The organism is Acidiphilium sp. PA, from assembly GCF_026191915.1.
GTDB lineage: Bacteria > Pseudomonadota > Alphaproteobacteria > Acetobacterales > Acetobacteraceae > Acidiphilium.
Genome location: NZ_JAIMBY010000001.1, coordinates 338,558 through 358,339, shown reverse-complemented (window position 1 = coordinate 358,339; position 19,782 = coordinate 338,558). Strand labels below are relative to the sequence as shown.

The window sequence follows — 19,782 nt, the reverse complement described above, 5'->3', positions numbered from 1 at the left end:
GCTGATGAGCCGGCTGGCCCGCATCTCGCACACGACGCCCGATTGGATCATCGGCGCCGATCGGGTGATCACCGGCATTACCGCCGACAGCCGCGCGGTGCAGCCCGGCATGATCTTTGCCGCCCTGCCCGGCACCAGGCTCGACGGGGCGCGCTTCATTGCGGATGCAGTAGCGCGCGGCGCCGCCGCCGTGCTGGCGCCCCCCGGCACAGTCTGGCCGGCCGGCACCCCGCCGCGCCCGTTGCTGGCCGAAGACAATCCGCGCCGTCGCCTCGCCGAGCTTGCCGTGGCACTCGCGGGCCCGCTGCCGTGCCGGATTGCCGCGATCACCGGTACCAACGGCAAGACCTCGACCGTCGATTTCCTGCGCCAGATCATCGCGGCGTCGGGCCGGAGCGCCGCCTCGCTCGGCACGCTCGGCCTGATCGCGCCCGGGTTTGCGCCGGGCGAAAGCCTGACCACGCCTGACCCGGTGACGCTGGCGACCACGCTCGCGCAATTGAAACAGGCCGGGATCGATGATGTGGCGCTCGAAGCCTCCTCGCACGGGCTCGACCAGTACCGGCTCGATGGGCTGCCGCTCGCCGCCGCGGGATTCACCAATCTGACGCGAGATCATCTCGATTACCACGGCGATCTGGCCGCCTATCGCGCCGCCAAGCTGCGCCTGTTCACCGAATGCCTGCCGCGCGATGCGCCCGCGCTGGCGATGGCGGATCTTGATCCCGCCACGCTGGCGCTGCTGCGCGGCCATCGCCCCGATCTGGGCACGGTGGGTGAGGGCGGGTCCGTGATCGATTTGCTTGGCGCCACGCCGTTGCCGGAAGGCCAGGAACTGGTGATCCGTAGCGCCGGTGCGACGCGCAGGCTCGTCCTGCCGCTGCCCGGGCGGTTTCAGGCGGATAACGCCTTGCTCGCCGCCGGGCTTACCCGCGCGCTGGGGATTGGGGACGCGCTCGATCACCTCGCCACGCTCGCCCCGGTGCGGGGGCGGCTGGAACGCGCCGGCATTCTGGCCAATGGCGCGGCCGCCTATGTCGATTACGCCCATACACCGGATGCGCTCGATCGCCTGCTTGCCGCTCTGCGTCCGCACGCGACCGGCCGGTTGATCCTGGTGTTCGGCGCCGGTGGCGATCGCGATCGCGGCAAGCGCCCGCTGATGGGCGCGGTCGCGGCGCGCCGCGCCGATATCGCCATCGTGACCGACGATAATCCGCGCAGCGAAAATCCCGATGCGATCCGCGCGGCCATTCTGGCCTCCTGCCCCGAGGCGCATGACATCGGCGATCGCCGCACCGCGATTGCCACCGGGCTTGGCATGCTGCGCGCGGGCGATGTGCTCGCGGTGGCCGGCAAGGGGCATGAGCAGGGCCAGATCATCGGCGCCACCACGCTGCCGTTCGACGATGCCGCCATCATCCGGGCGTTGCTGGCATGACGATATTATGGTCCGCCGACGAGCTTGCGATTGCGACCGGTGGCGCGTTTCCGCGTGCGCGGTTCGCGGCATCGGGCGTTGCGATCGACAGCCGTGGTCTTGCTGCGGGCGATCTGTTCGTCGCTTTGCACGATGCGCGCGACGGGCATGAGTTCGTGCCCGATGCCTTGCGGCAGGGTGCCGCCGGTGCGCTGGTCTCGCAGGATGCGGGCACGGGGCCGGCTTTGCTGGTCGAGGATACGCAGGACGCGCTGAACCGGCTCGGCGCATTCGGCCGCGCCCGCAGCACCGCACGGGTTGCCGCGGTGACGGGCAGTGTCGGCAAATCCACCACCAAGGAGATGCTGCGCCGCATTTTCATGGGTTTCGGTGCGACGCACGCCGCCGAAGCCTCGTTCAACAACCATATCGGCGTGCCGCTGACCCTGGCACGCCTGCCGGCCGATGCGGATTACGCGGTGGTTGAAATCGGCATGAATCATCCCGGCGAGATTGCCCCGCTCGCGGCAATCGCGCGGCCGCATGTGGCAATCGTGACCAGCATCGCGGCATCGCACATCGGCCTGATGGGCTCGATCGAGGCGATCGCCGATGAAAAAGCCGAATTGCTGCGCGGGCTGCTGCCCGGTGGCACGGCGGTGCTGCCGCGGGGCCCGCACCTGGCACGCCTCGCCCGCCGCGCACCGGATGGCGCCATGATCATTTCGTTCGGCACGCAGGAGCTTGCCGAAGCCCGGCTGATCGAAGCCGACAGCGATGCCGGCGGCGTTTCGATCACCGCCAGCATTCTCAACCGCATCGTGCGCCTGCGCCTTGCCGCGCCCGGCACCCACATGGCGATGAACGCGGTTGCCGCACTCGCGGCCGCCACCGCGCTCGGGCTCGATGCCGAAGCGGCGGCCGCCGCGCTCGATGGGTTTGCGCCGCTGGCCGGGCGCGGTGCGCAGCGCAGCCTGCGGATCGGCGATGCCACGATCACCCTGCTCGATGAGAGCTACAATGCCTCCGGCGCCTCGATCCGCGCGGCACTCGATGTGCTGGCGCTGCATGCCGGCCGGCATGTCGTCGTGCTCGGCGACATGCTGGAGCTTGGCGACTATGCCGATGACGAGCATCGCGATCTTGCAGCGCCGGTTGCCGCGGTCGCCGACCTCGTGTTCGTCTGCGGCGAGAAGATGCGCCTGCTGGCCGATGATCTGCCGGCCGCCTGCGCGAGCCACTGGGCACCCACATCCGCCGACCTCGCACCTTTGGTGCGCGGTGCGCTGCGCGACGGCGACGTCGTGTTGGTGAAGGGCAGCCTCGGGTCGCGCATGCGCACGATTATCACTTTTCTTGAAGACGCCGCCTGATGCTTTATGCACTCCTCCTGCCGCACAGTGCTGCGTTTCACGTGCTGAACCTGATCCGCTACATCACCTTCCGCGCCGGGGGGGCGTGCATCACCTCGTTGATCGTGAGTTTCCTGCTTGGTCCGCGCCTGATCCGCTGGCTGAAATCGCTCCAGCGGCAGGGCCAGCCGATCCGCCTCGATGGGCCGGAGCGGCATCTGATCGAGAAAAAAGGCACGCCCACCATGGGCGGTTTTCTGATCCTGATTGCGATGAGCATATCCACCCTGCTCTGGGCCGATCTGGAAAACGGCTATGTCTGGGCGGTGCTGATGGTCACGATCGGCTACGGCGCGATCGGGTTTGCCGATGATTTCCTGAAACTGACCAAGCGCAACACCAAGGGCGTGCCCGGCCGGGTCAAGCTGGTGTTCCAGGCGCTGATCGGCCTGATCGCGGCGATCTGGATCACGCAATTGATGCCGCGCGGCATAGCGGACGATCTGGCGGTGCCGGTGTTCAAATCGCTGCTGATCCCGTTCGGGCTCGCGTTTCCGCTGATCGCGATGTTCGTCATGATGGGCGCCTCGAACGCGGTGAACCTGACCGATGGGCTGGATGGTCTGGCGATCGTGCCGACGATCATTGCCGCCGGCGTGTTCGCGCTGATCGCCTATCTGGTCGGCAACCGCATTTTTGCCCATTACCTGCAGATCAATTTCGTACCCGGCACCGGTGAGCTTGCGGTGTTCTGCTCGGCGCTGATCGGCTCGGGCATGGGGTTTCTGTGGTATAACGCACCGCCCGCCGCGGTGTTCATGGGCGATACCGGGTCGCTCGCGCTGGGGGGCGCGCTTGGTTCGGTCGCGGTTGCGACCAAGAACGAGATCGTGCTCGCGATCGTCGGTGGTTTGTTCGTTGTCGAAACGGTTTCGGTGATCGTGCAGGTGTTCTGGTACAAGCGCACCGGCCGGCGGGTGTTTCTGATGGCGCCGTTGCATCATCATTTCGAAAAGAAGGGTCTGGCGGAACCGACGATCGTGATCCGGTTCTGGATCGTCGCGATGATTCTGGGCTTGGCAGGGTTGGCAACCCTGAAGATCCGATGAGCGCCCCCATCACCCCCTGGCCGCGCGTGTTCGAGGGCCAGCGTTTCGCCGTGCTCGGGCTCGGCCAGAACGGTCTGCCGGCTGCCGTCACGCTGCGGATCATGGGGGCCGCCGTGGTCGCCTGGGACGATGATGCGGCGCGGCGCGATGCGGCGGCGGCGGCGGGTGTTCCGCTCGCGAGGCCAAGCGAGACCGATCGGCTGGACGCGCTGATCCTGTCGCCGGGGATTCCGCACGATCGTCCCGCACCGCACCCCGAGGCGGCGGCGATGCGCGGGCGGGGCGTGCCTATTCTGTCGGATGCCGAATTGTTGTTCCGTGCCGTGCGCGCTGCCGGCAGCGCCGCACGGTTCGCCGGCATCACCGGCACCAACGGCAAATCGACCACGACGGCGCTGCTCGCCCATACGCTGGCCGCGGCGGGCGTGCCGGTCGCCGCCGGGGGTAATCTGGGACCGGCGTCGCTCGCGTTGCCGCTGCTGCCCGATGACGGCGTTTATGTGCTGGAAATGTCGAGTTACATGTTGGAGCGAATCGCGACGATGCGCTTCGATGCAGCCATAATGCTGAACCTTACTCACGACCACCTCGACCGCCATGGCAGCATGGCCGGATACATCGCTGCAAAGGCAGCGATTTTTGCGCGTCAAACCGATGCCGATACGGCGGTGATCGGGATCGATGACGAACCGTCGCGCACGCTCGCCGGCGACATTGCGGCGCGTCCTGCCCGGTTGATCAGGATTTCCGGCAATCGCCATGCGGATTTTTTTGCCGAGCATCGCATCCTGCGCGACGGGTTTGGCCCGATCGCTGATCTGTCGACCGCGCCCGCGTTGCGCGGCACGCACAATGCGCAGAACGCCGCCGCCGCGGCGGCCGTGGCGCTGGCGCTGGGGATCGAGCGCGGCCGCATCGGACCCGCGTTTGCAAGTTTTGCCGGATTGCCGCACCGCCAGCAGCGTGTCGCCACGATCGCCGACGTCGACTTCATCGATGACAGCAAGGCGACCAATGCGGATGCCGCCGCGCGCGCGCTCGATAGTTTCGATCGGGTGGTGTGGATTGCCGGTGGCATCGGCAAGGATGGCGGCATCGCTGGCCTCGCGCCCTGGTTCGACCGGATCGATCATGCCGTGCTGATCGGCCGCGATGCGCCGATATTCGCGGCGACCCTGGCTGCGCACGGCGTCTCGCACGAAATCGCCGGCACGCTCGACCGTGCGGTGCCGCTCGCTTTCGATCGCGCGCACCGGCGCGGCATCGCTGCCGTGCTGCTCGCACCGGCGGCGGCGAGCTTCGATCAGTTCGCCAATTACGCCGAGCGCGGCTTGCGATTTGCCGCCCTGGCGCGTTCGGTCCCTCTGCCGGCGGCGTGTTCCTGATGCCGATGCTGTCACGCGCGGATACCTCGGTCGTCGGGCGCTGGTGGTGGAGCATCGATCGCGTCATGCTCACCGCGCTGATCCTGCTGGTCGGCATCGGTTATGTGCTCGCGCTCGCGGCGACGCCGGCCACCAATATCGCTTTGTCCGACCCGCGCACGATGGTGATGATCAAGCAGATCGTCTACCTCGCGGTGGGTGCTTTCGTGATGATCGCGACCTCGATGCTCGACCTCAAGCAGGTCAAGCTCGCGGCGCTGGGTGTGGGCATCATCTTTCTGATCCTGACCGCCTTTACTCTGGTCCACGGTGTCGTGATCGATGGCGGGCGGCGCTGGATCGCGCTGCCCGGCTTTACGATCCAGCCCTCCGAATTTCTCAAGCCCGCGTTGATCATCGCCACCGCCTGGCTGCTCGCCGAGCGCCGCCGCACGCCGGGCTTTCCCGGCATGATGGCCGCACTCGGCCTGAATGGTCTGGTGCTGCTGATGCTGCTGCGCCAGCCCGATGTCGGCTCGACCGCGCTGGTCGCCTCGACCTTCCTGGTCCAGTTGTTTCTCGACGGGCTCAATGTGTACTGGGTCGGCATCGCGGTCGCCGGGTTCGGCGCCGCCGGGTTTGCCGCGTTCGAATTCATTGCGCATGTGCACATGCGCGTGATGCTGTTTCTGCACCCGACCAAGGACAAGGCGTATCAGGCGATCACCGCACTCTCCGCGTTCGGCAACGGCGGCCTGTGGGGGCGCGGGCCCGGCGAAGGCCAGGTGAAACATTATCTGCCGGACGCGCGTGCCGATTTCGTGTTCGCCGTGGCCGGCGAGGAATTCGGGCTGATCGTCTGCCTCGGCATTATTCTGATCTTCGCGGTCATCGTGCTGCGCGGCCTCGCGCGCATCCTGCGCGAGACCGATCTGTTCGTGGCCCTGGCGGCGTCGGGCCTGCTGGTCAGTTTCGGGCTGCAGGCGTTCATCAACATGGCCTCGTCGCTGTCGCTGATCCCGACCAAGGGGATGACGCTGCCGTTCATTTCCTACGGCGGGTCGGCGGTGCTCGCGGTCGGGCTGCACATGGGATTCCTGCTGGCGCTGACCCGCAAGCGCAACCACGCGGAACGCGCCGCCGAACGCGGCGCCGGCGTGACCATGCAGGACCGGGTGGCATGAGAGGCACGATGCTCAAACCCATCATCATCGCCGCCGGGGGCACCGGCGGTCATCTGTTTCCCGCCGAAGCCGTGGCCGATGTGTTGATGCAACGGGGCGAGCGCGTCGTGCTGATGACCGATGCGCGCTCCGGCGCCGGTCAGTCCGCGGTGTTTGCCGGGTGCGAGCAACATGTGATCGAAGGGGCCGGCCTCGCCGGTCGCAGCCCCGCGCGCGTCGCCGCCGGCCTCAGGCAGCTCGCCCGCGGCACGAAATCGGCCCGCACGCTGCTCACCACGCTCGATGCCGCGGCGGTGATCGGGTTCGGCGGCTATCCCTCGGTGCCGCCGATCGTGGCGACGCTGGGCCTGCGCCGCCGGCCTCATGTCATTCTGCACGACCAGAACGCCATTCTCGGCGGTGCCAACCGCATGCTTGCGCGGATCGCGGATCAGCTGGCCACCAGTTTTCCAAAGACCGAAGCGGTGCCACGGCGGATCAAGGTTACGCTGACCGGCAACCCGGTGCGCCCGGCGGTGGCGAAGCTGATTGCCGCGCCCTATCGGACGCCGTCGGCCACGATCGATCTGCTGGTGCTGGGCGGCTCGCTCGGTGCGCGCATCTTCGCCAGCCTGATCCCGGCCGCGCTCGCGACCCTGCCCGAACCCCTGCGCCGGCGGATCCGCCTGACCATGCAATGCCCGCAACCCGAAATCACGGCTGCGCGCGCGCTGCTCGATGCCGCCGGCATCACCAACGAGCTGGCGCCGTTTTTCAGTGATGTCGCACCCCGCATCGCCGCGGCGCATCTGGTCATCGCCCGCGCCGGCGGCTCGACGGTTGCCGAACTCGCGGTGATCGGCCGGCCGGCGATTTTCATCCCGCTCGCGATCAATGCCGATCAACGCCACAACGCCGATGCGATCGCGCGCAAGGGCGGCGCCATCCGGCTTGATCAGGCGGGTCTCACCCCGCCCGTGCTGGCGCGCGCGGTGGAAACGCTGCTGGCCGAACCCGGCCGGCTGGCGGCAATGGCCCAGGCGGCGGCTTCCTGCGGCATCGCCGATGCCAGCACGCGGCTCGCCGATCTGGTGCAATCCTGCGTCGCGGGGCGCGTATCATGAGGGCCATGCCGCTCGGGATCGGGATGATCCATTTCGTCGGTATCGGTGGTATCGGCATGTCCGGCATCGCCGAGGTGCTGCATAATCTGGGCTACGCCGTGCAGGGCTCCGACATTGCGGAAAACGCCAATGTCGCCCGCCTGCGCGCTGCCGGCATCCAGGTCGCGATCGGCCATACAGCCGCCAATCTGGGTGCGGCGCAGGTCGTCGTGATCTCGACCGCGGTGCCGCGCGACAATCCCGAGGTTCAGGCCGCGCGCAGCAAGCTGATCCCGGTGGTGCGCCGGGCTGAAATGTTGGCCGAACTGATGCGCCTGCGCTGGTCGATCGCGATCGGGGGCACCCACGGCAAGACCACCACCACCAGCATCGTCGCCGCCGTGCTCGAAGGTGCCGGGTTCGATCCCACGGTGATCAACGGCGGCATCATCAACGCCTACGGCACCAACGCGCGCCTCGGCACCGGCGACTGGATGGTGGTCGAGGCCGATGAAAGCGACGGCAGCTTTCTTCGCCTGCCCTCGGTGATCGCGGTCGTCACCAACATGGACCCCGAACATCTCGACCATTGGGGCACCCGCGAGGCGATGGAGGCGGGCTATCGGCAGTTCGTCTCGAACATCCCGTTCTACGGGTTCGCGGTGCTGTGCATCGATCATCCGGCGGTGCAGCAGATGATCCCCGATCTGTCGGATCATCGGCTGATCACCTACGGGTTTTCGCCGCAGGCCGATGTCCGTGCCGAGCGCATCATGTCCGACCGCAATGGCGCGACCTTCGAGGTGCGGCTGTCCGACCGCATCGGCGGCAAGGCGCGCCGGATGGGGCCGTTCCGCCTGCCGATGCTCGGCAACCATAACGTCTCGAACGCGCTCGCGGCCATCACCATCGGGCTCGAGATGGACGTGCCCGAGATCGATCTGCGCAACGCCCTCGCGGGGTTCGCCGGCGTCAAGCGCCGCTTCACCAAAACCGGCGAGGTCGGCGGCATCACCATCATCGACGATTACGGCCATCACCCGGTCGAGATCGCGGCGGTGCTGAAGGCGGCGCGCCAGGCCGGCGCGCGCGAGGTGATTGCCGTCGTCCAGCCGCACCGGTTCTCGCGCCTGGCTTCGCTGTTCGATGATTTCTGCACCTGCATGAACGATGCCGATACCGTCATCGTCGCTGATGTGTACGCCGCCGGCGAAGAGCCGATCGAGGGCGTTGATCGCGATGCCTTGATCGATGGCCTGCGCTCCCGCCAGCATCGTGCCGTGGTGCCGCTGGCCAGCCCCGATCATCTGGCCGAAATGGTCAACGCGATCGCCCGACCCGGCGATTTCGTGGTCTGTCTCGGTGCCGGCACCATCACCCAATGGGCGCAGGCGCTGCCGGCGCAGTTGCAGGCGCTGACCGATCAAAACCGCCGCGGCCAGGGTGGCCTGCGATGATGGCCGCACGCATCGAGGCCGACTGGCGCGACAGCCTGCCGACGCCGCGCGGCCGGGTGGCGTTCGATGCGCCGCTGGGGGCGGCCACCTGGTTTCGGGTGGGCGGCGAGGCGGCGTATCTGCTGCGCCCGCAGGACGCCGATGATCTGGCGGCGTTCATGCAGGCGGTGCCGCCGGAACTGCCGGTTACCATCATCGGGGCGGCCTCGAACCTGATCATTCGCGATGGCGGGATTCCCGGCATCGTCGTCAAACTCGCGCGTGGCTTCAGCGAGATTGCGATCGAGCCCGATGGCGTGATCGCGGGTGCGGCGGCACTCGACATGACGATTGCCGAAACCGCTGCCGCCGCCGGTCTTGCCGGTCTCGAATTCCTGTCCGGCATTCCCGGCTCGCTTGGCGGCGCCGTCGCGATGAACGCCGGCGCCTACGGCAGCGAGATCCGCGACGTGCTTGATTGGGCCGAGATCATCGGCCGTGACGGCACCATCGCCCGCTACACGGCCGCCGATCTCGCGCTGTCCTACCGCCATGCCAGCCTGCCGCCGGGCGGTATCGTCGTGCGCGCCCGGCTGATCGGGCGTGGTGATCAGCCTGAAGCGATCGCCGCCCGGATGGCGGATATCCGCACCAATCGCGAGGCGAGCCAGCCGATTCGCGCGCGCACCGGCGGCTCGACGTTCCGTAATCCGGAGGGTCACAAGGCCTGGCAGTTGATCGATCAGGCCGGCTGCCGCGGCATGGTGATCGGCGATGCCCAGGTTTCCGAAAAACACTGCAATTTCCTGATCAATCGCGGCGCCGCCACCGCTGCCGACCTCGAAGCTCTGGGCGATGCGGTGCGTGCCCGCGTGCTCGCCGAAACCGGCATTGCGCTGCTGTGGGAAATCAAGCGCATCGGCGTCGCCCAAGGGGGGCCGTCATGAACGCTGGGTCGTCCGGCATCAAGCGCGTCGCCGTGCTGTTCGGCGGCATCTCGGCGGAGCGCGAGGTCAGCCTCGCCACCGGCCGCCAGGTGATCGCCGCGCTGCGCACCACCGGTTACGACGTGCTCGCCATCGAGGTCGGTGCCGATCTCGGTGCGGTGATCGCCGCCCTCACGCCGGCACCGGATGCGGTGTTCAACGCCTTGCACGGCCGCTTCGGCGAGGATGGCACGATCCAGGGCGTGCTCGACTACATGGGCATCCCCTACACCCATTCCGGGGTGCGCGCTTCCGCCATGGCGATGGACAAATCCGTCGCCAAGGCCGCCTTCGCCGCCGCCGGTCTGCCGCTGGCGCAGCACCGCATCGTGCCGCGCGACGAACTCGCCGAGGCCGACCCGCTGCCGCGCCCCTACGTGCTGAAGCCGGTCAACGAAGGCTCCTCGGTTGGCGTGCATATCATCCGCCACGGCGACAATCGCCGCGCCGACATCGCGCGCGACTGGCCGTTCGGCGACACCGTGATGGCCGAGGAATATATCCCGGGCCGTGAACTCACCGTCGCCGTGCTCGATGGCCGGGCGCTGGCGGTTACCGAAATTCGCGCGGAAGGGTTCTACGACTACACGGCCAAATATGCCGCGGGCGGCTCCCGCCACGATGTGCCGGCCGGCGTGACGCAGGAGGTGACCGCGCGAGCCAAGGATGTCGCGGTCGCGGCGCATCACGCGCTCGGCTGCCGCGGAGCCTCGCGCGCCGATTTTCGATACGATGATGAAACGGATCGTCTGGTGCTGCTCGAGGTCAATACCCAGCCCGGCCTGACGCCCACCTCGCTGGTGCCCGAGCAGGCGGCGTATTGTGGCATCGATTTCCCGGCGCTGTGCGCCTGGATGGTGGAGCACGCCGCATGCCGCGTGTAAAATCCAAATCCCGTAAGCCGGTCGTGCAGGATCGTCCCAGCGCGCGGACCCTGCTGCTGCGCCGGCTGCGCAAATCGCGCAAGCCGATTGTGTTCGGCATCGCCATCGTGTCCGCCCTGGTCATCGTGCCGTTCGGTTTGCGCGGGGTCGATGCGCTGCTCCGCCCGGTGCGCACTGCCGCCGCCGGCGTGCTGGCGGATGGCGGGTTTCGGGTCCGCCACATCGAGATCTCCGGTGCGTCGACCACGCCCCGCGCCGCGGTCGAGAAGGCTCTTGGCATCACCAGGGGGATGCCGATCCTCGGATTTTCACCCGCCCAGGCTTCCGCGCGGATCGCGGCACTTGGCGCGGTGCGGAGCGCGACCGTCGAACGTCTGCTGCCCGATACCGTGCGCGTCGACGTGGTCGAACGCCGCCCGATCGCGATCTGGCAGCAGCCCGACAACCGCTTCGCCCTGATCGGGCCGGACGGCACCGTGCTGCTCGGCCATGATGCCGCCGCCGCGCGCGCGCGCGACCCTGGCCTGCCGCTGCTGGTCGGCGCCGGGGTGCCGCAGCACGCAAAGGCGCTGCTCGCCCTGCTGAAGCAATATCCCTCGATCGCCAGGCACGTCGTGGCCGCCGAGCGGATCGATAATCTGCGCTGGAATCTGCTGTTGCGCGACCACACCACGGTCAAGCTGCCGGACCAGCATGAAGCGACCGCGATGGCCCGGCTGATGCAGGCGGACGACCGGATCAACCTGCTGGAGCGCCCGGTCCTGACCATCGATCTGCGGCTCGCGGATCGTCTGGTGGTGCGCCCCTATCCAAAGGGGTTTCTCTCGGAAGCCGCCGCACCGGGGCATCAATCATGAAAAGGACCGCGCCATGAACGACATGTCGAGGCGTGCCGCACTGGCGTCGCCAAAAGGCGAGGGGCGGCCTGACAACGCCAGGCCGAGACCCGCGCGATCCGGCCCGTTCGGCGTGCTCGATATCGGTTCGACCAAAATCGCCTGCCTGATCGGCCGTGCGGAATCCGATGGCCGGCTGCGCGCGCTGGGGTTCGGCTGGCAGAAGGGCAGCGGCATCAAGGCGGGCGGCATCGTCGATCTCGATGAGGCCGAGCGCAGCATCCGGGCCGCGGTCGGTGCGGCCGAAGATCAGGCCGACATGCGGTTGAAATCGGTCGTGGTCAATCTGTCCTGCGGCCAGCCGCAGTCACGGCTGTTCAACGTGCAATGGCCGATCGATGGGCGCGCCGTCACCGGCGACGATATCCGCCGCGTCGTCCGCGAAGCGCGCGCCCGCGCTTCGACCGAGGGGCGCGGCACCATCCATGTGCTGCCGTTGAACTTCGCAAGCGATGAGACCGGCGGCGTCGCCGATCCGCGCGGCCTGTATTGCGACACGCTGACCGCCCAGCTTCACGTGGTCGATGCCGCCTCCACCGCGATCAGGACGATGACCGCCTGCCTCGAGCGGTGCGAGCTTGAGATATCGGCGATGGTTTCAGCGCCTTTCGCCGCCGGCCTCGCCACGCTGGTGGAGGACGAACGCGAGCTCGGCGCCACCGTGATCGACATGGGCGGGGGCACGACGACGATTTCGGTATTCGCCGAAGGTCATCTGCTGCATACCGCGCAGCTGCCGATCGGCGGCATCCACGTCACCAATGACGTCGCGCGCCTGCTGTCCACCCAGGTCGCCCATGCCGAGCGGTTGAAAACCCTGTTCGGCAGCTGCCAGGAAAGCCCGGACGATGTGCGCGAACTGCTGCACGTGCCGCTGGTGGGTGAGGCGGAATATCAGCTCGCCAAGGTGCCGCGCAGCGCGCTGGTTTCGATCATCCGCCCGCGACTCGAAGAGATTTTTGAACTCGCGCGCGACCGGATCGAAACCTCCGGCCTCGGCCGCGCTGCCGGTGGGCGCGTCGTGCTGACCGGCGGTGCCGCACAGCTGGTCGGCGCGCGTGAACTCGCCGCGCATATCCTCAACCGACAGGTCAGGCTCGGTCGGCCGTTCGGCGTGATCGGCCTGCCCGATGCCGCGACGGGTCCCAATTTCGCCACACTGATCGGGCTCCTGGCATTTGCAACCGGTGATGGCCAGACCATGCACGATCTCGATTTCACCGCCGAGGCGCCGAGCGGCGCCATTGGCCGCATCCTCAATTTCCTCAAGCGGCGCCTCTGACATGATGCACCGCCCCCACGCCCCGACCCTTCGTTCACCCGTTCATCGCGCGATCGCAAAACGCACAGCGCCCGCCTGCCAGGAGATGCAGCCATGACCCTCAACCTCACCATCCAGAAGACCAGCCACACCGATTTCACCCCCCGCATCACAGTCATCGGCGTCGGCGGCGGCGGCACCAATGCGGTCAACAACATGATCGCGCTCAATCTACCCGGCGTCGATTTCGTGGTCGCCAACACCGATGCGCAACAGTTGCTGCTTTCGCGCGCCGAGCGCCGCATCCAACTCGGTCCGCATATCACCCAGGGCAACGGCGCCGGCGGCCGGCCGGAGGTTGGTAAAGCCTCGGCCGAGGAAGCCGCCGATGATCTCGCCCGCCATCTCGACGGCGCGCACATGGTGTTCATCACCGCCGGCATGGGCGGCGGCACCGGCACCGGCGCGGCACCGGTGATCGCCCGGATGGCGCGCGAACGCGGCATTCTCACCGTGGGCGTCGTCACCAAGCCATTCTCCTTCGAAGGCAAGCGCCGCCTGAAATCGGCCGATGAAGGCATCACCGAACTGCAGAACTACGTCGATACGCTGATTGTCATTCCCAACCAGAACCTGTTCAAGGTCGCCAATGAGCGCACCGGCTGGAAGGAAGCGTTCGAAATGGCCGACCATGTGCTCTACATGGGCGTGCGCGGCGTGACCGACCTGATGGTGGTGCCCGGTATGGTCAATCTCGATTACGCCGACATCCGGTCGGTGATGTCGGAAATGGGCAAGGCCATGATGGGCACCGGCGAGGCCGAGGGCGAAGACCGCGCCATCCGCGCCGCCGAGGCCGCCATTTCCAACCCGCTGCTCGAAGACACCAACATGAAGGGCGCGCGCGGCCTGCTGATCAACATCACCGGCGGCTCCGACCTCACGTTGTTCGAGCTCGATCAGGCGGCCAATCGCATCCGCGAGGAAGTCGATGAAGATGCCAACATCATGGTCGGTATGGCGCTCGATGAAAACCTCGGCGGCCGGGTCCGCATTTCGGTGGTCGCCACCGGCATCGATTCCGCTGCCCCCGCGCAGTCCGAGCGGCCGAAACTGGTCGCCATGGGCGGTGGTGGCGCGGTGATGACCGATGCGGTCGCCAACGCCAGCACCGGTCAGCACCAGCAGCCGCATCTGAACGTGGTGCCCTCCGGCCCGATGCAGCATGCACCGCAACAGGCACCGATGGCACCAACCCAGGCGGCACACGCCCAGGTGGCTCACGTCGCGGCCGCACATGCCCAGGCACCGCACACCCAGGCGATGCACGCACAACCGATGACGCAGAGCGAACCGCCGATGCGTGCCCCGATCTCGGCACCCGCCGCCTATCGCGATGCGCCGCGTGCCGCCGAACCGGCGCGCAGGGCGAGCCTGTTCAGCCGCATGACCAACGGTTTCCGCGGTGCCGCCGCCCCGCAGCCGATGCCCGCCGAAGCGCCCCGCCAGGAACCGCAGCAGCACGCCTACGTGATGCCGCAGGAAGCGGCGCCGCAACACTACCAGGCGCCGGCCGCGCAGCAGCACCAGCCGGCGCCGGCCCCGCATGCCACTGTGGCACCGGTGCCGCAGAGCGAACCGCGCCCGGCCGTCCGCCTCGCCCATAACGAGGAAATCGGGATCGACATCCCCGCCTTCCTCCGCCGTCAGCAGTCCTGACGCTCCGACCGCCCAAGCGGCGCCCGCGCAAACCGCCGGCGCCGTTCTCGGCGGAAATGCTCCGCCGGATCGAACGGCGCGGCCTCGGCCGCGTCGGCTTTTCCGATCTGTTCCACGCGCTGATGACCATGCGGCTGGCCGCCCTCGTCGGCCTGCTGGCGCTCGGCATTGTGGCGATGAATTTTCTGTTCGGCACGATCTACTGGCTGACCGGCGGCATCGGCGGTGCCCGGCCGGGCAGCTATGGCGATGCCGTGTTCTTCTCGGTGCAGACCTTCTCGACCACCGGCTATGGCGTGCTCTACCCCAAGACCATTCTGGCCAATTCGGTCGCGAGCGTCGAAATCATCACCGGCCTGCTCTCCACCGCACTCGCCACCGGCCTGCTGTTCGCCCGCCTCTCGCGGCCGCAGGCGCGCGTGATGTTTTCGAAAATCGCCGTCATTCACCCGGTCAACGGCGTTCCCACGCTGATGTTCCGCGCCGCCAACCGCCGCCGCAACGCCCTGACCAACGCGGAAATGACGGTCGCGATGACCCGTGATGAAATCGACCCCGAAGGCAACAATCTGCGGCGCCTGCTCGATCTCACTTTGGTGCGCGACCGCTCACCCGCCTTTGCGCTGTCATGGTCCGTCATGCACCGCATCACGGAGTCCAGCCCGCTCTACGGGCTCGATGCCGAAGCGCTGGCACGCGAGCACTGCGTCTTCATCTGTGTCCTCACCGGACTCGACGATACGCTGCTCTCAACCGTCGCGACCCGCCATATCTACAACTTCACCGACATTAAATTCGGCGCCCGCTTCGTCGATATTTTCGACCGCGCGGCCGATGGCAGTTTCGCGATCGACTACACCCGGTTTCATGATCTGGAGGAATAACGGCGGACCGCCTCGGGCCCGGTGAAAAGAAACCCGCCGGCCTGACCTTTATGCTCGACATCCGCCGCCAAACGGTCCATCTGAAGCAGGGACCAACCCAGGCAACAGGAGGGCAGCATGACAGTCATTGTGAACCGCCCCGACGCTCTGCGCGTCGCCCGCCCCCGCGCCTGAAGAGCACCGACCGGTCTTTCAGGCCCGCCTGCCGCTATTCTCATGGAGCCTGATCGAAATGACCGATCTCGACCATCTCGGATGGAGCGAAACCTTCGCCCGATCCTTCTCTGACATCGCCGAACCCACCCACATCGCCGGCCGCATCATCGCGCATCACCGCGGCCATTACGAACTCGCCTACGCCGGCGGCACCATCCGCGCCCAATGCGCCGGACGCATGCGCCATCGCGACACCGACCTCGGCCTGCCCGTGGTCGGCGATTTCGTCGCCGCCCGCCTCGAAGGCGGCGGTGCGACGATCGATGCCGTGCTGCCCCGCCGCACCAAATTCGCCCGCGCGGTCGGCGATCTGACCCGTCACGACGTCGCCAAAGGCGAACAGATCATCGCCGCCAATATCGACTACGTCTTCATCGTGACCGGCGCCGATGCCGATTTCTCGACCCGCCGCCTCGAACGCCTGCTTGGCGCCGCCTATGGCTCCGGCGCCATCCCGATGATCGTGCTGACCAAAATCGACCTCGGACTCGCCCCACCGATGATCGACCAACTCGCCATCGAAGCCCCGGGTGTCGCCGTCCACCTGGTCTCCAACGCAACCGGCGAAGGCATCGCCGCCCTGCGCGCCCTGATCCGCCCCGGCAAAACCGCCCTGCTGGTCGGCTCCTCCGGCGTCGGCAAATCCAGCCTGGTCAACCGCCTGCTCGGCACCAACCGCCAGGCCACCTCCATCACCGATGAAAACGGCCGCGGCCGCCACACCACCACCAGCCGCGACCTGTTCTCCCTCGCCGGCGGCGGCCTCATCCTCGATACCCCCGGCATCCGCGCCATCACCCAATGGCAGACCGAAGGGCTCGACGACGCCTTCGCCGACATCACCACAATCGCCGCCCGCTGCCGGTTCTCCGATTGCCGGCACGAAGCCGAACCCGGCTGCGCCGTCCAGGCCGCCATCGCGGACGGCACGCTCGAGCCACACCGCCTGACCGATTACGCCAAACTCGATCGCGAAATGGCCCACCTCGCACGCCGCGGCGATAAACGCGCCGAAGCCGCCCAACGACGCAAATGGGCCAAAACAACCCGCCAGCGGCGCGCAGGCGACGTCGCGCCCTGATGGCGATGGGTGGGGTGATGCTGGGAGAGGGCAAGGCGGAGGGAGAGCCCCTGGCCTTACTCGCTCCGAGCGCCACCCCAGCAGTCGGCACCAGGGCGCCGCGCGGCTACGCTCGCGCGGCGATGGCGACGTAGTCGCGTTGTGGGGCGCCGGTGTAAAGCTGGCGCGGGCGGCCGATGCGTTGCTGGGGATCTTCGATCATTTCCATCCATTGGCTGATCCAGCCGGTGGTGCGGGCGAGGGCGAACAGCGGGGTGAACATGGTGGTCGGAAAGCCCATCGCCTTGAGGATGATGCCCGAGTAGAAATCGACATTCGGGTACAGTTTGCGGCTGACGAAATAATCGTCGTCGAGCGCGATTTTTTCGAGTTCCATGGCGAGGTCGAGCAGCGGATCGTTCTTGATGCCGAGTTCACCGAGCACTTCGTAGCAGGTCTGCTGCATGATTTTCGCGCGCGGGTCGAAATTTTTATACACCCGATGGCCGAAACCCATGAGTTTGGTATGGCTGCTCTTGTCTTTCACTTCGGCGATGAATGCCGGGATGTTCTTTTTATCACCGATTTCGCCGAGCATTTTCAGCACCGCCTCGTTCGCTCCACCGTGAGCCGGGCCCCACAGGGCAGCGATGCCGGCGGCGATGCAGGCGAAGGGGTTTGCACCGGTCGATCCGGCCAACCGCACGGTCGAGGTCGAGGCGTTTTGTTCATGATCGGCATGCAGGATCAGGATCCGGTCCATCGCCCGTTCGAGGATCGGGTTTTTCCGGTATGATTCCGCCGGCACGGCGTTCATCATGTACAGAAAATTCTCCGCGTACGACAAATCGTTCCGCGGATACATGAAGGGCTGACCGATCGAATATTTATACGCCCAGGCGGTAATGGTCGGCAGTTTGGCAATCAGGCGAAATGCGCTGATCTCGCGTTCGCGCGCATCGTTGATGTTCACGCTATCGGGATAGAACGCCGACATGGCGCCCACCACGCCACACAGCACCGCCATCGGGTGGGCGTCGCGTCGGAAGCCTTCCCAGAAGCGGCGGATCTGTTCATGCAGCATGGTGTGCATGGTCACCCCATGCTCGAATTCCTTGAACTGCGCCTCATTCGGCAGCTCGCCATACATCAGCAGATACGCGACTTCCAGAAATGTCGATTTTTCAGCCAGTTGCGCGATCGGGTAGCCCCGATAGAGCAGCACGCCCTCATCGCCATCGATATACGTGATCTTGCTTTCGCACGACGCCGTCTCGCCGTAGCCGGGGTCGAAGGTGAAGATCCCGGCCTGAGATTGCAGCTTGCGGATATCGGCGACCTGCGGCCCCAATGTGCCGGACAGCAGCGGCAATACCGCCGTCGTGTTGCTGCCTTCGATTGTGATGGTGGCTTGGCTCGGTTTGGCGCTGGCGCTCATTGGCATGGTCCCTTGGGGCGATCGGGACTGTGCGGTCTGTCCCGTCGCGCGTTTGATCAAACGATACCGGCTAAAACTTAAGCGAGTGTAAATCGAACCCGCCTCATCGCGCAACCTTCGCGCATGCAGCATAAATCATCGCTGGGCAGGGGGATCGATCACCCGTTGCAACCGCACGGCCGCCGCCCGCAGGTCGCGCCAGGGTGTCAGCACCAGGAAATCCGCCATTCGCGCGGTCGGAAATCCCTCGCTCAACGCAATGTGCGCCGCCGAGGGCGCAGCCCTTGCCCCCGGCGCGCCGGCCGCAAGTTCCAGCGCCAGATCGTGCAATCCCGGATTATGCCCGATGATCATCACGCTGCGCACGGTCTCACGCAGCCCTTGCAGAATTCCCTGCAGGCGGGCCGGCGGCGCCATGTAGAGCGCGTCCAGCGTTTCGATGTTCGGTTGATCGTCCCAGAACGCAACGCAATCCAGCGTCTCGCGGGTGCGCCGTGCCGAGGACACCAGAACAACGTCCGGTTCCAGACCCAGGCTGCGGGCCAGTCCGCGCAGCCGCAACGCAGCATCGCGGCCGGCGGCGCTCAGCGCCCGCGCATGGTCGGGTTCATCGTCGCCGGCACGCTCGGCCTTGGCGTGGCGCATCAGAATCAGCTGGTGCATGAAGCTCTTTCGCGAATTTTACCGTAGCTATGTTTATGAGCCTGTGTGACCTCGCGATAAAGGGCGGCCACCCCATTTATATCGGTGGAGGTACGCATGTCTGATCCAATCGTTATTCTCGGCGCCACCGGCGGCGTCGGTGCCGCGCTCGCGCGCACGCTGGCGGCGCGCGGTGCCGCTCTGCATCTCGTCGGGCGCGATGGCGCGGCGCTTGCGGCGCTCGCAACCGAGCTCGGCGCGCGCCACGCAATGGCCGATGTCACCGATGATGCAGCCCTCACCGCCGCGATCGCCGCTGCGGGACCGCGTATCGCGGGTCTTGCCTATTGCGTCGGCTCGATCGTGATGAAGCCGCTGAAACGCGCGACCGTGGCCGATTTCGCCGATACCTATGCGCTCAACGTCATCGGCGCGGCCCGCGCGGTCGCTGCGGCCGAGGCCGGGCTGCGTGCCACCGGTGGCGCCGTCGTGTTATTCTCCTCGGTTGCCGCGCGCGCCGGATTTCCCAACCACACGGTCATCGGCAGCGCCAAGGCGGCGGTCGAGGGCCTGGCCGTCGCGCTGGCCGCCGAACTCGCACCGGTGCGGGTCAACTGCATCGCGCCCAGCCTGTCGCGCACCAAAATGGCCGCCGGGCTGACAGGCAACGAGGCGATGGCGAAAGCCATCGCCGCACAGCACCCGATTCCCCGCCTCGGCGAGGCCGGCGACAGTGCCGCCCTCGCGGCTTTTCTGCTCTCGCCCGACGCCGGCTGGATCACCGGCCAGGTGATCGGCGTCGATGGCGGGCGCGGCATCCTGCGCACCAGAACCTGAGGGAAAGGGCCC

At 67.1% G+C, this 19,782-nt stretch carries 17 protein-coding genes; 15 read left to right on the top strand and 2 right to left on the bottom strand.

Annotated features, from left to right (window positions below):
• Positions 1-4 precede the first annotated feature (4 nt).
• The 14 genes from AruPA_RS01690 to rsgA all read left to right on the top strand — a co-directional run bounded on the left by AruPA_RS01690 (position 5) and on the right by rsgA (position 16,874).
• Positions 5-1,441, top strand: a complete 1,437-nt coding sequence (locus AruPA_RS01690; RefSeq protein ID WP_265634520.1) for a UDP-N-acetylmuramoyl-L-alanyl-D-glutamate--2,6-diaminopimelate ligase — start codon at positions 5-7, stop codon at positions 1,439-1,441.
• Positions 1,438-2,793, top strand: a complete 1,356-nt coding sequence (gene murF / locus AruPA_RS01685; RefSeq protein WP_265634519.1) for a UDP-N-acetylmuramoyl-tripeptide--D-alanyl-D-alanine ligase — start codon at positions 1,438-1,440, stop codon at positions 2,791-2,793. The genes AruPA_RS01690 and murF overlap by 4 nt, the downstream gene beginning before the upstream one ends.
• Positions 2,793-3,881, top strand: coding sequence for a phospho-N-acetylmuramoyl-pentapeptide-transferase (gene mraY / locus AruPA_RS01680; protein ID WP_265634518.1), 1,089 nt, complete (start codon positions 2,793-2,795; stop codon positions 3,879-3,881). Before murF ends, mraY begins: the two co-directional genes overlap by 1 nt.
• Positions 3,878-5,266 (top strand): UDP-N-acetylmuramoyl-L-alanine--D-glutamate ligase, encoded by a 1,389-nt coding sequence (murD, locus tag AruPA_RS01675; protein ID WP_265634517.1) that lies wholly within the window; start codon positions 3,878-3,880, stop codon positions 5,264-5,266. Before mraY ends, murD begins: the two co-directional genes overlap by 4 nt.
• On the top strand, positions 5,266-6,429 hold the full coding sequence (locus tag AruPA_RS01670; RefSeq protein WP_265634515.1) for an FtsW/RodA/SpoVE family cell cycle protein: 1,164 nt from the start codon (positions 5,266-5,268) through the stop codon (positions 6,427-6,429). The genes murD and AruPA_RS01670 overlap by 1 nt, the downstream gene beginning before the upstream one ends.
• Positions 6,426-7,532 (top strand): UDP-N-acetylglucosamine--N-acetylmuramyl-(pentapeptide) pyrophosphoryl-undecaprenol N-acetylglucosamine transferase, encoded by a 1,107-nt coding sequence (locus tag AruPA_RS01665; protein ID WP_265634513.1) that lies wholly within the window; start codon positions 6,426-6,428, stop codon positions 7,530-7,532. The genes AruPA_RS01670 and AruPA_RS01665 overlap by 4 nt, the downstream gene beginning before the upstream one ends.
• Positions 7,529-8,968, top strand: coding sequence for a UDP-N-acetylmuramate--L-alanine ligase (gene murC / locus AruPA_RS01660; RefSeq protein WP_265634511.1), 1,440 nt, complete (start codon positions 7,529-7,531; stop codon positions 8,966-8,968). The genes AruPA_RS01665 and murC overlap by 4 nt, the downstream gene beginning before the upstream one ends.
• Entirely contained in the window at positions 8,965-9,894 is a 930-nt protein-coding gene (gene murB, locus AruPA_RS01655) for a UDP-N-acetylmuramate dehydrogenase (protein WP_265634509.1), read from the top strand. Before murC ends, murB begins: the two co-directional genes overlap by 4 nt.
• Positions 9,891-10,817: a D-alanine--D-alanine ligase gene (locus tag AruPA_RS01650; protein WP_265634507.1), complete on the top strand. Its 927-nt coding sequence runs from the start codon at positions 9,891-9,893 to the stop codon at positions 10,815-10,817. The genes murB and AruPA_RS01650 overlap by 4 nt, the downstream gene beginning before the upstream one ends.
• Complete coding sequence (locus tag AruPA_RS01645; protein WP_265634505.1) at positions 10,805-11,674, top strand: cell division protein FtsQ/DivIB; 870 nt, start codon at positions 10,805-10,807, stop codon at positions 11,672-11,674. Before AruPA_RS01650 ends, AruPA_RS01645 begins: the two co-directional genes overlap by 13 nt.
• 13 nt (positions 11,675-11,687) lie before the next feature.
• The gene (gene ftsA, locus AruPA_RS01640; RefSeq protein WP_265634503.1) at positions 11,688-12,995 is read left to right on the top strand and encodes a cell division protein FtsA; all 1,308 of its coding nucleotides are present in this window, start codon (positions 11,688-11,690) and stop codon (positions 12,993-12,995) included.
• 93 nt (positions 12,996-13,088) lie between these two features.
• Complete coding sequence (ftsZ, locus tag AruPA_RS01635) at positions 13,089-14,693, top strand: cell division protein FtsZ (RefSeq protein WP_265634501.1); 1,605 nt, start codon at positions 13,089-13,091, stop codon at positions 14,691-14,693.
• 56 nt (positions 14,694-14,749) lie between these two features.
• The gene (locus tag AruPA_RS01630; protein ID WP_265634499.1) at positions 14,750-15,577 is read left to right on the top strand and encodes an ion channel; all 828 of its coding nucleotides are present in this window, start codon (positions 14,750-14,752) and stop codon (positions 15,575-15,577) included.
• Positions 15,578-15,809: 232 nt separating this feature from the next.
• The gene (gene rsgA, locus AruPA_RS01625) at positions 15,810-16,874 is read left to right on the top strand and encodes a ribosome small subunit-dependent GTPase A (protein WP_265634497.1); all 1,065 of its coding nucleotides are present in this window, start codon (positions 15,810-15,812) and stop codon (positions 16,872-16,874) included.
• A gap of 106 nt (positions 16,875-16,980) precedes the next feature.
• Here rsgA and gltA read toward each other — a convergent pair whose 3' ends face one another.
• Together gltA and AruPA_RS01615 are read right to left on the bottom strand one after the other, a co-directional pair.
• Complete coding sequence (gene gltA / locus AruPA_RS01620; protein WP_265634494.1) at positions 16,981-18,291, bottom strand: citrate synthase; 1,311 nt, start codon at positions 18,289-18,291, stop codon at positions 16,981-16,983.
• 135 nt (positions 18,292-18,426) lie between these two features.
• Entirely contained in the window at positions 18,427-18,954 is a 528-nt protein-coding gene (locus AruPA_RS01615) for a histidine phosphatase family protein (RefSeq protein WP_265634492.1), read from the bottom strand.
• A 96-nt stretch (positions 18,955-19,050) separates the two neighbouring features.
• Here AruPA_RS01615 and AruPA_RS01610 point away from each other — a divergent pair, with 96 nt between their 5' ends.
• Positions 19,051-19,770, top strand: coding sequence for an SDR family NAD(P)-dependent oxidoreductase (locus AruPA_RS01610; RefSeq protein ID WP_265634490.1), 720 nt, complete (start codon positions 19,051-19,053; stop codon positions 19,768-19,770).
• Positions 19,771-19,782: the final 12 nt, after the last annotated feature.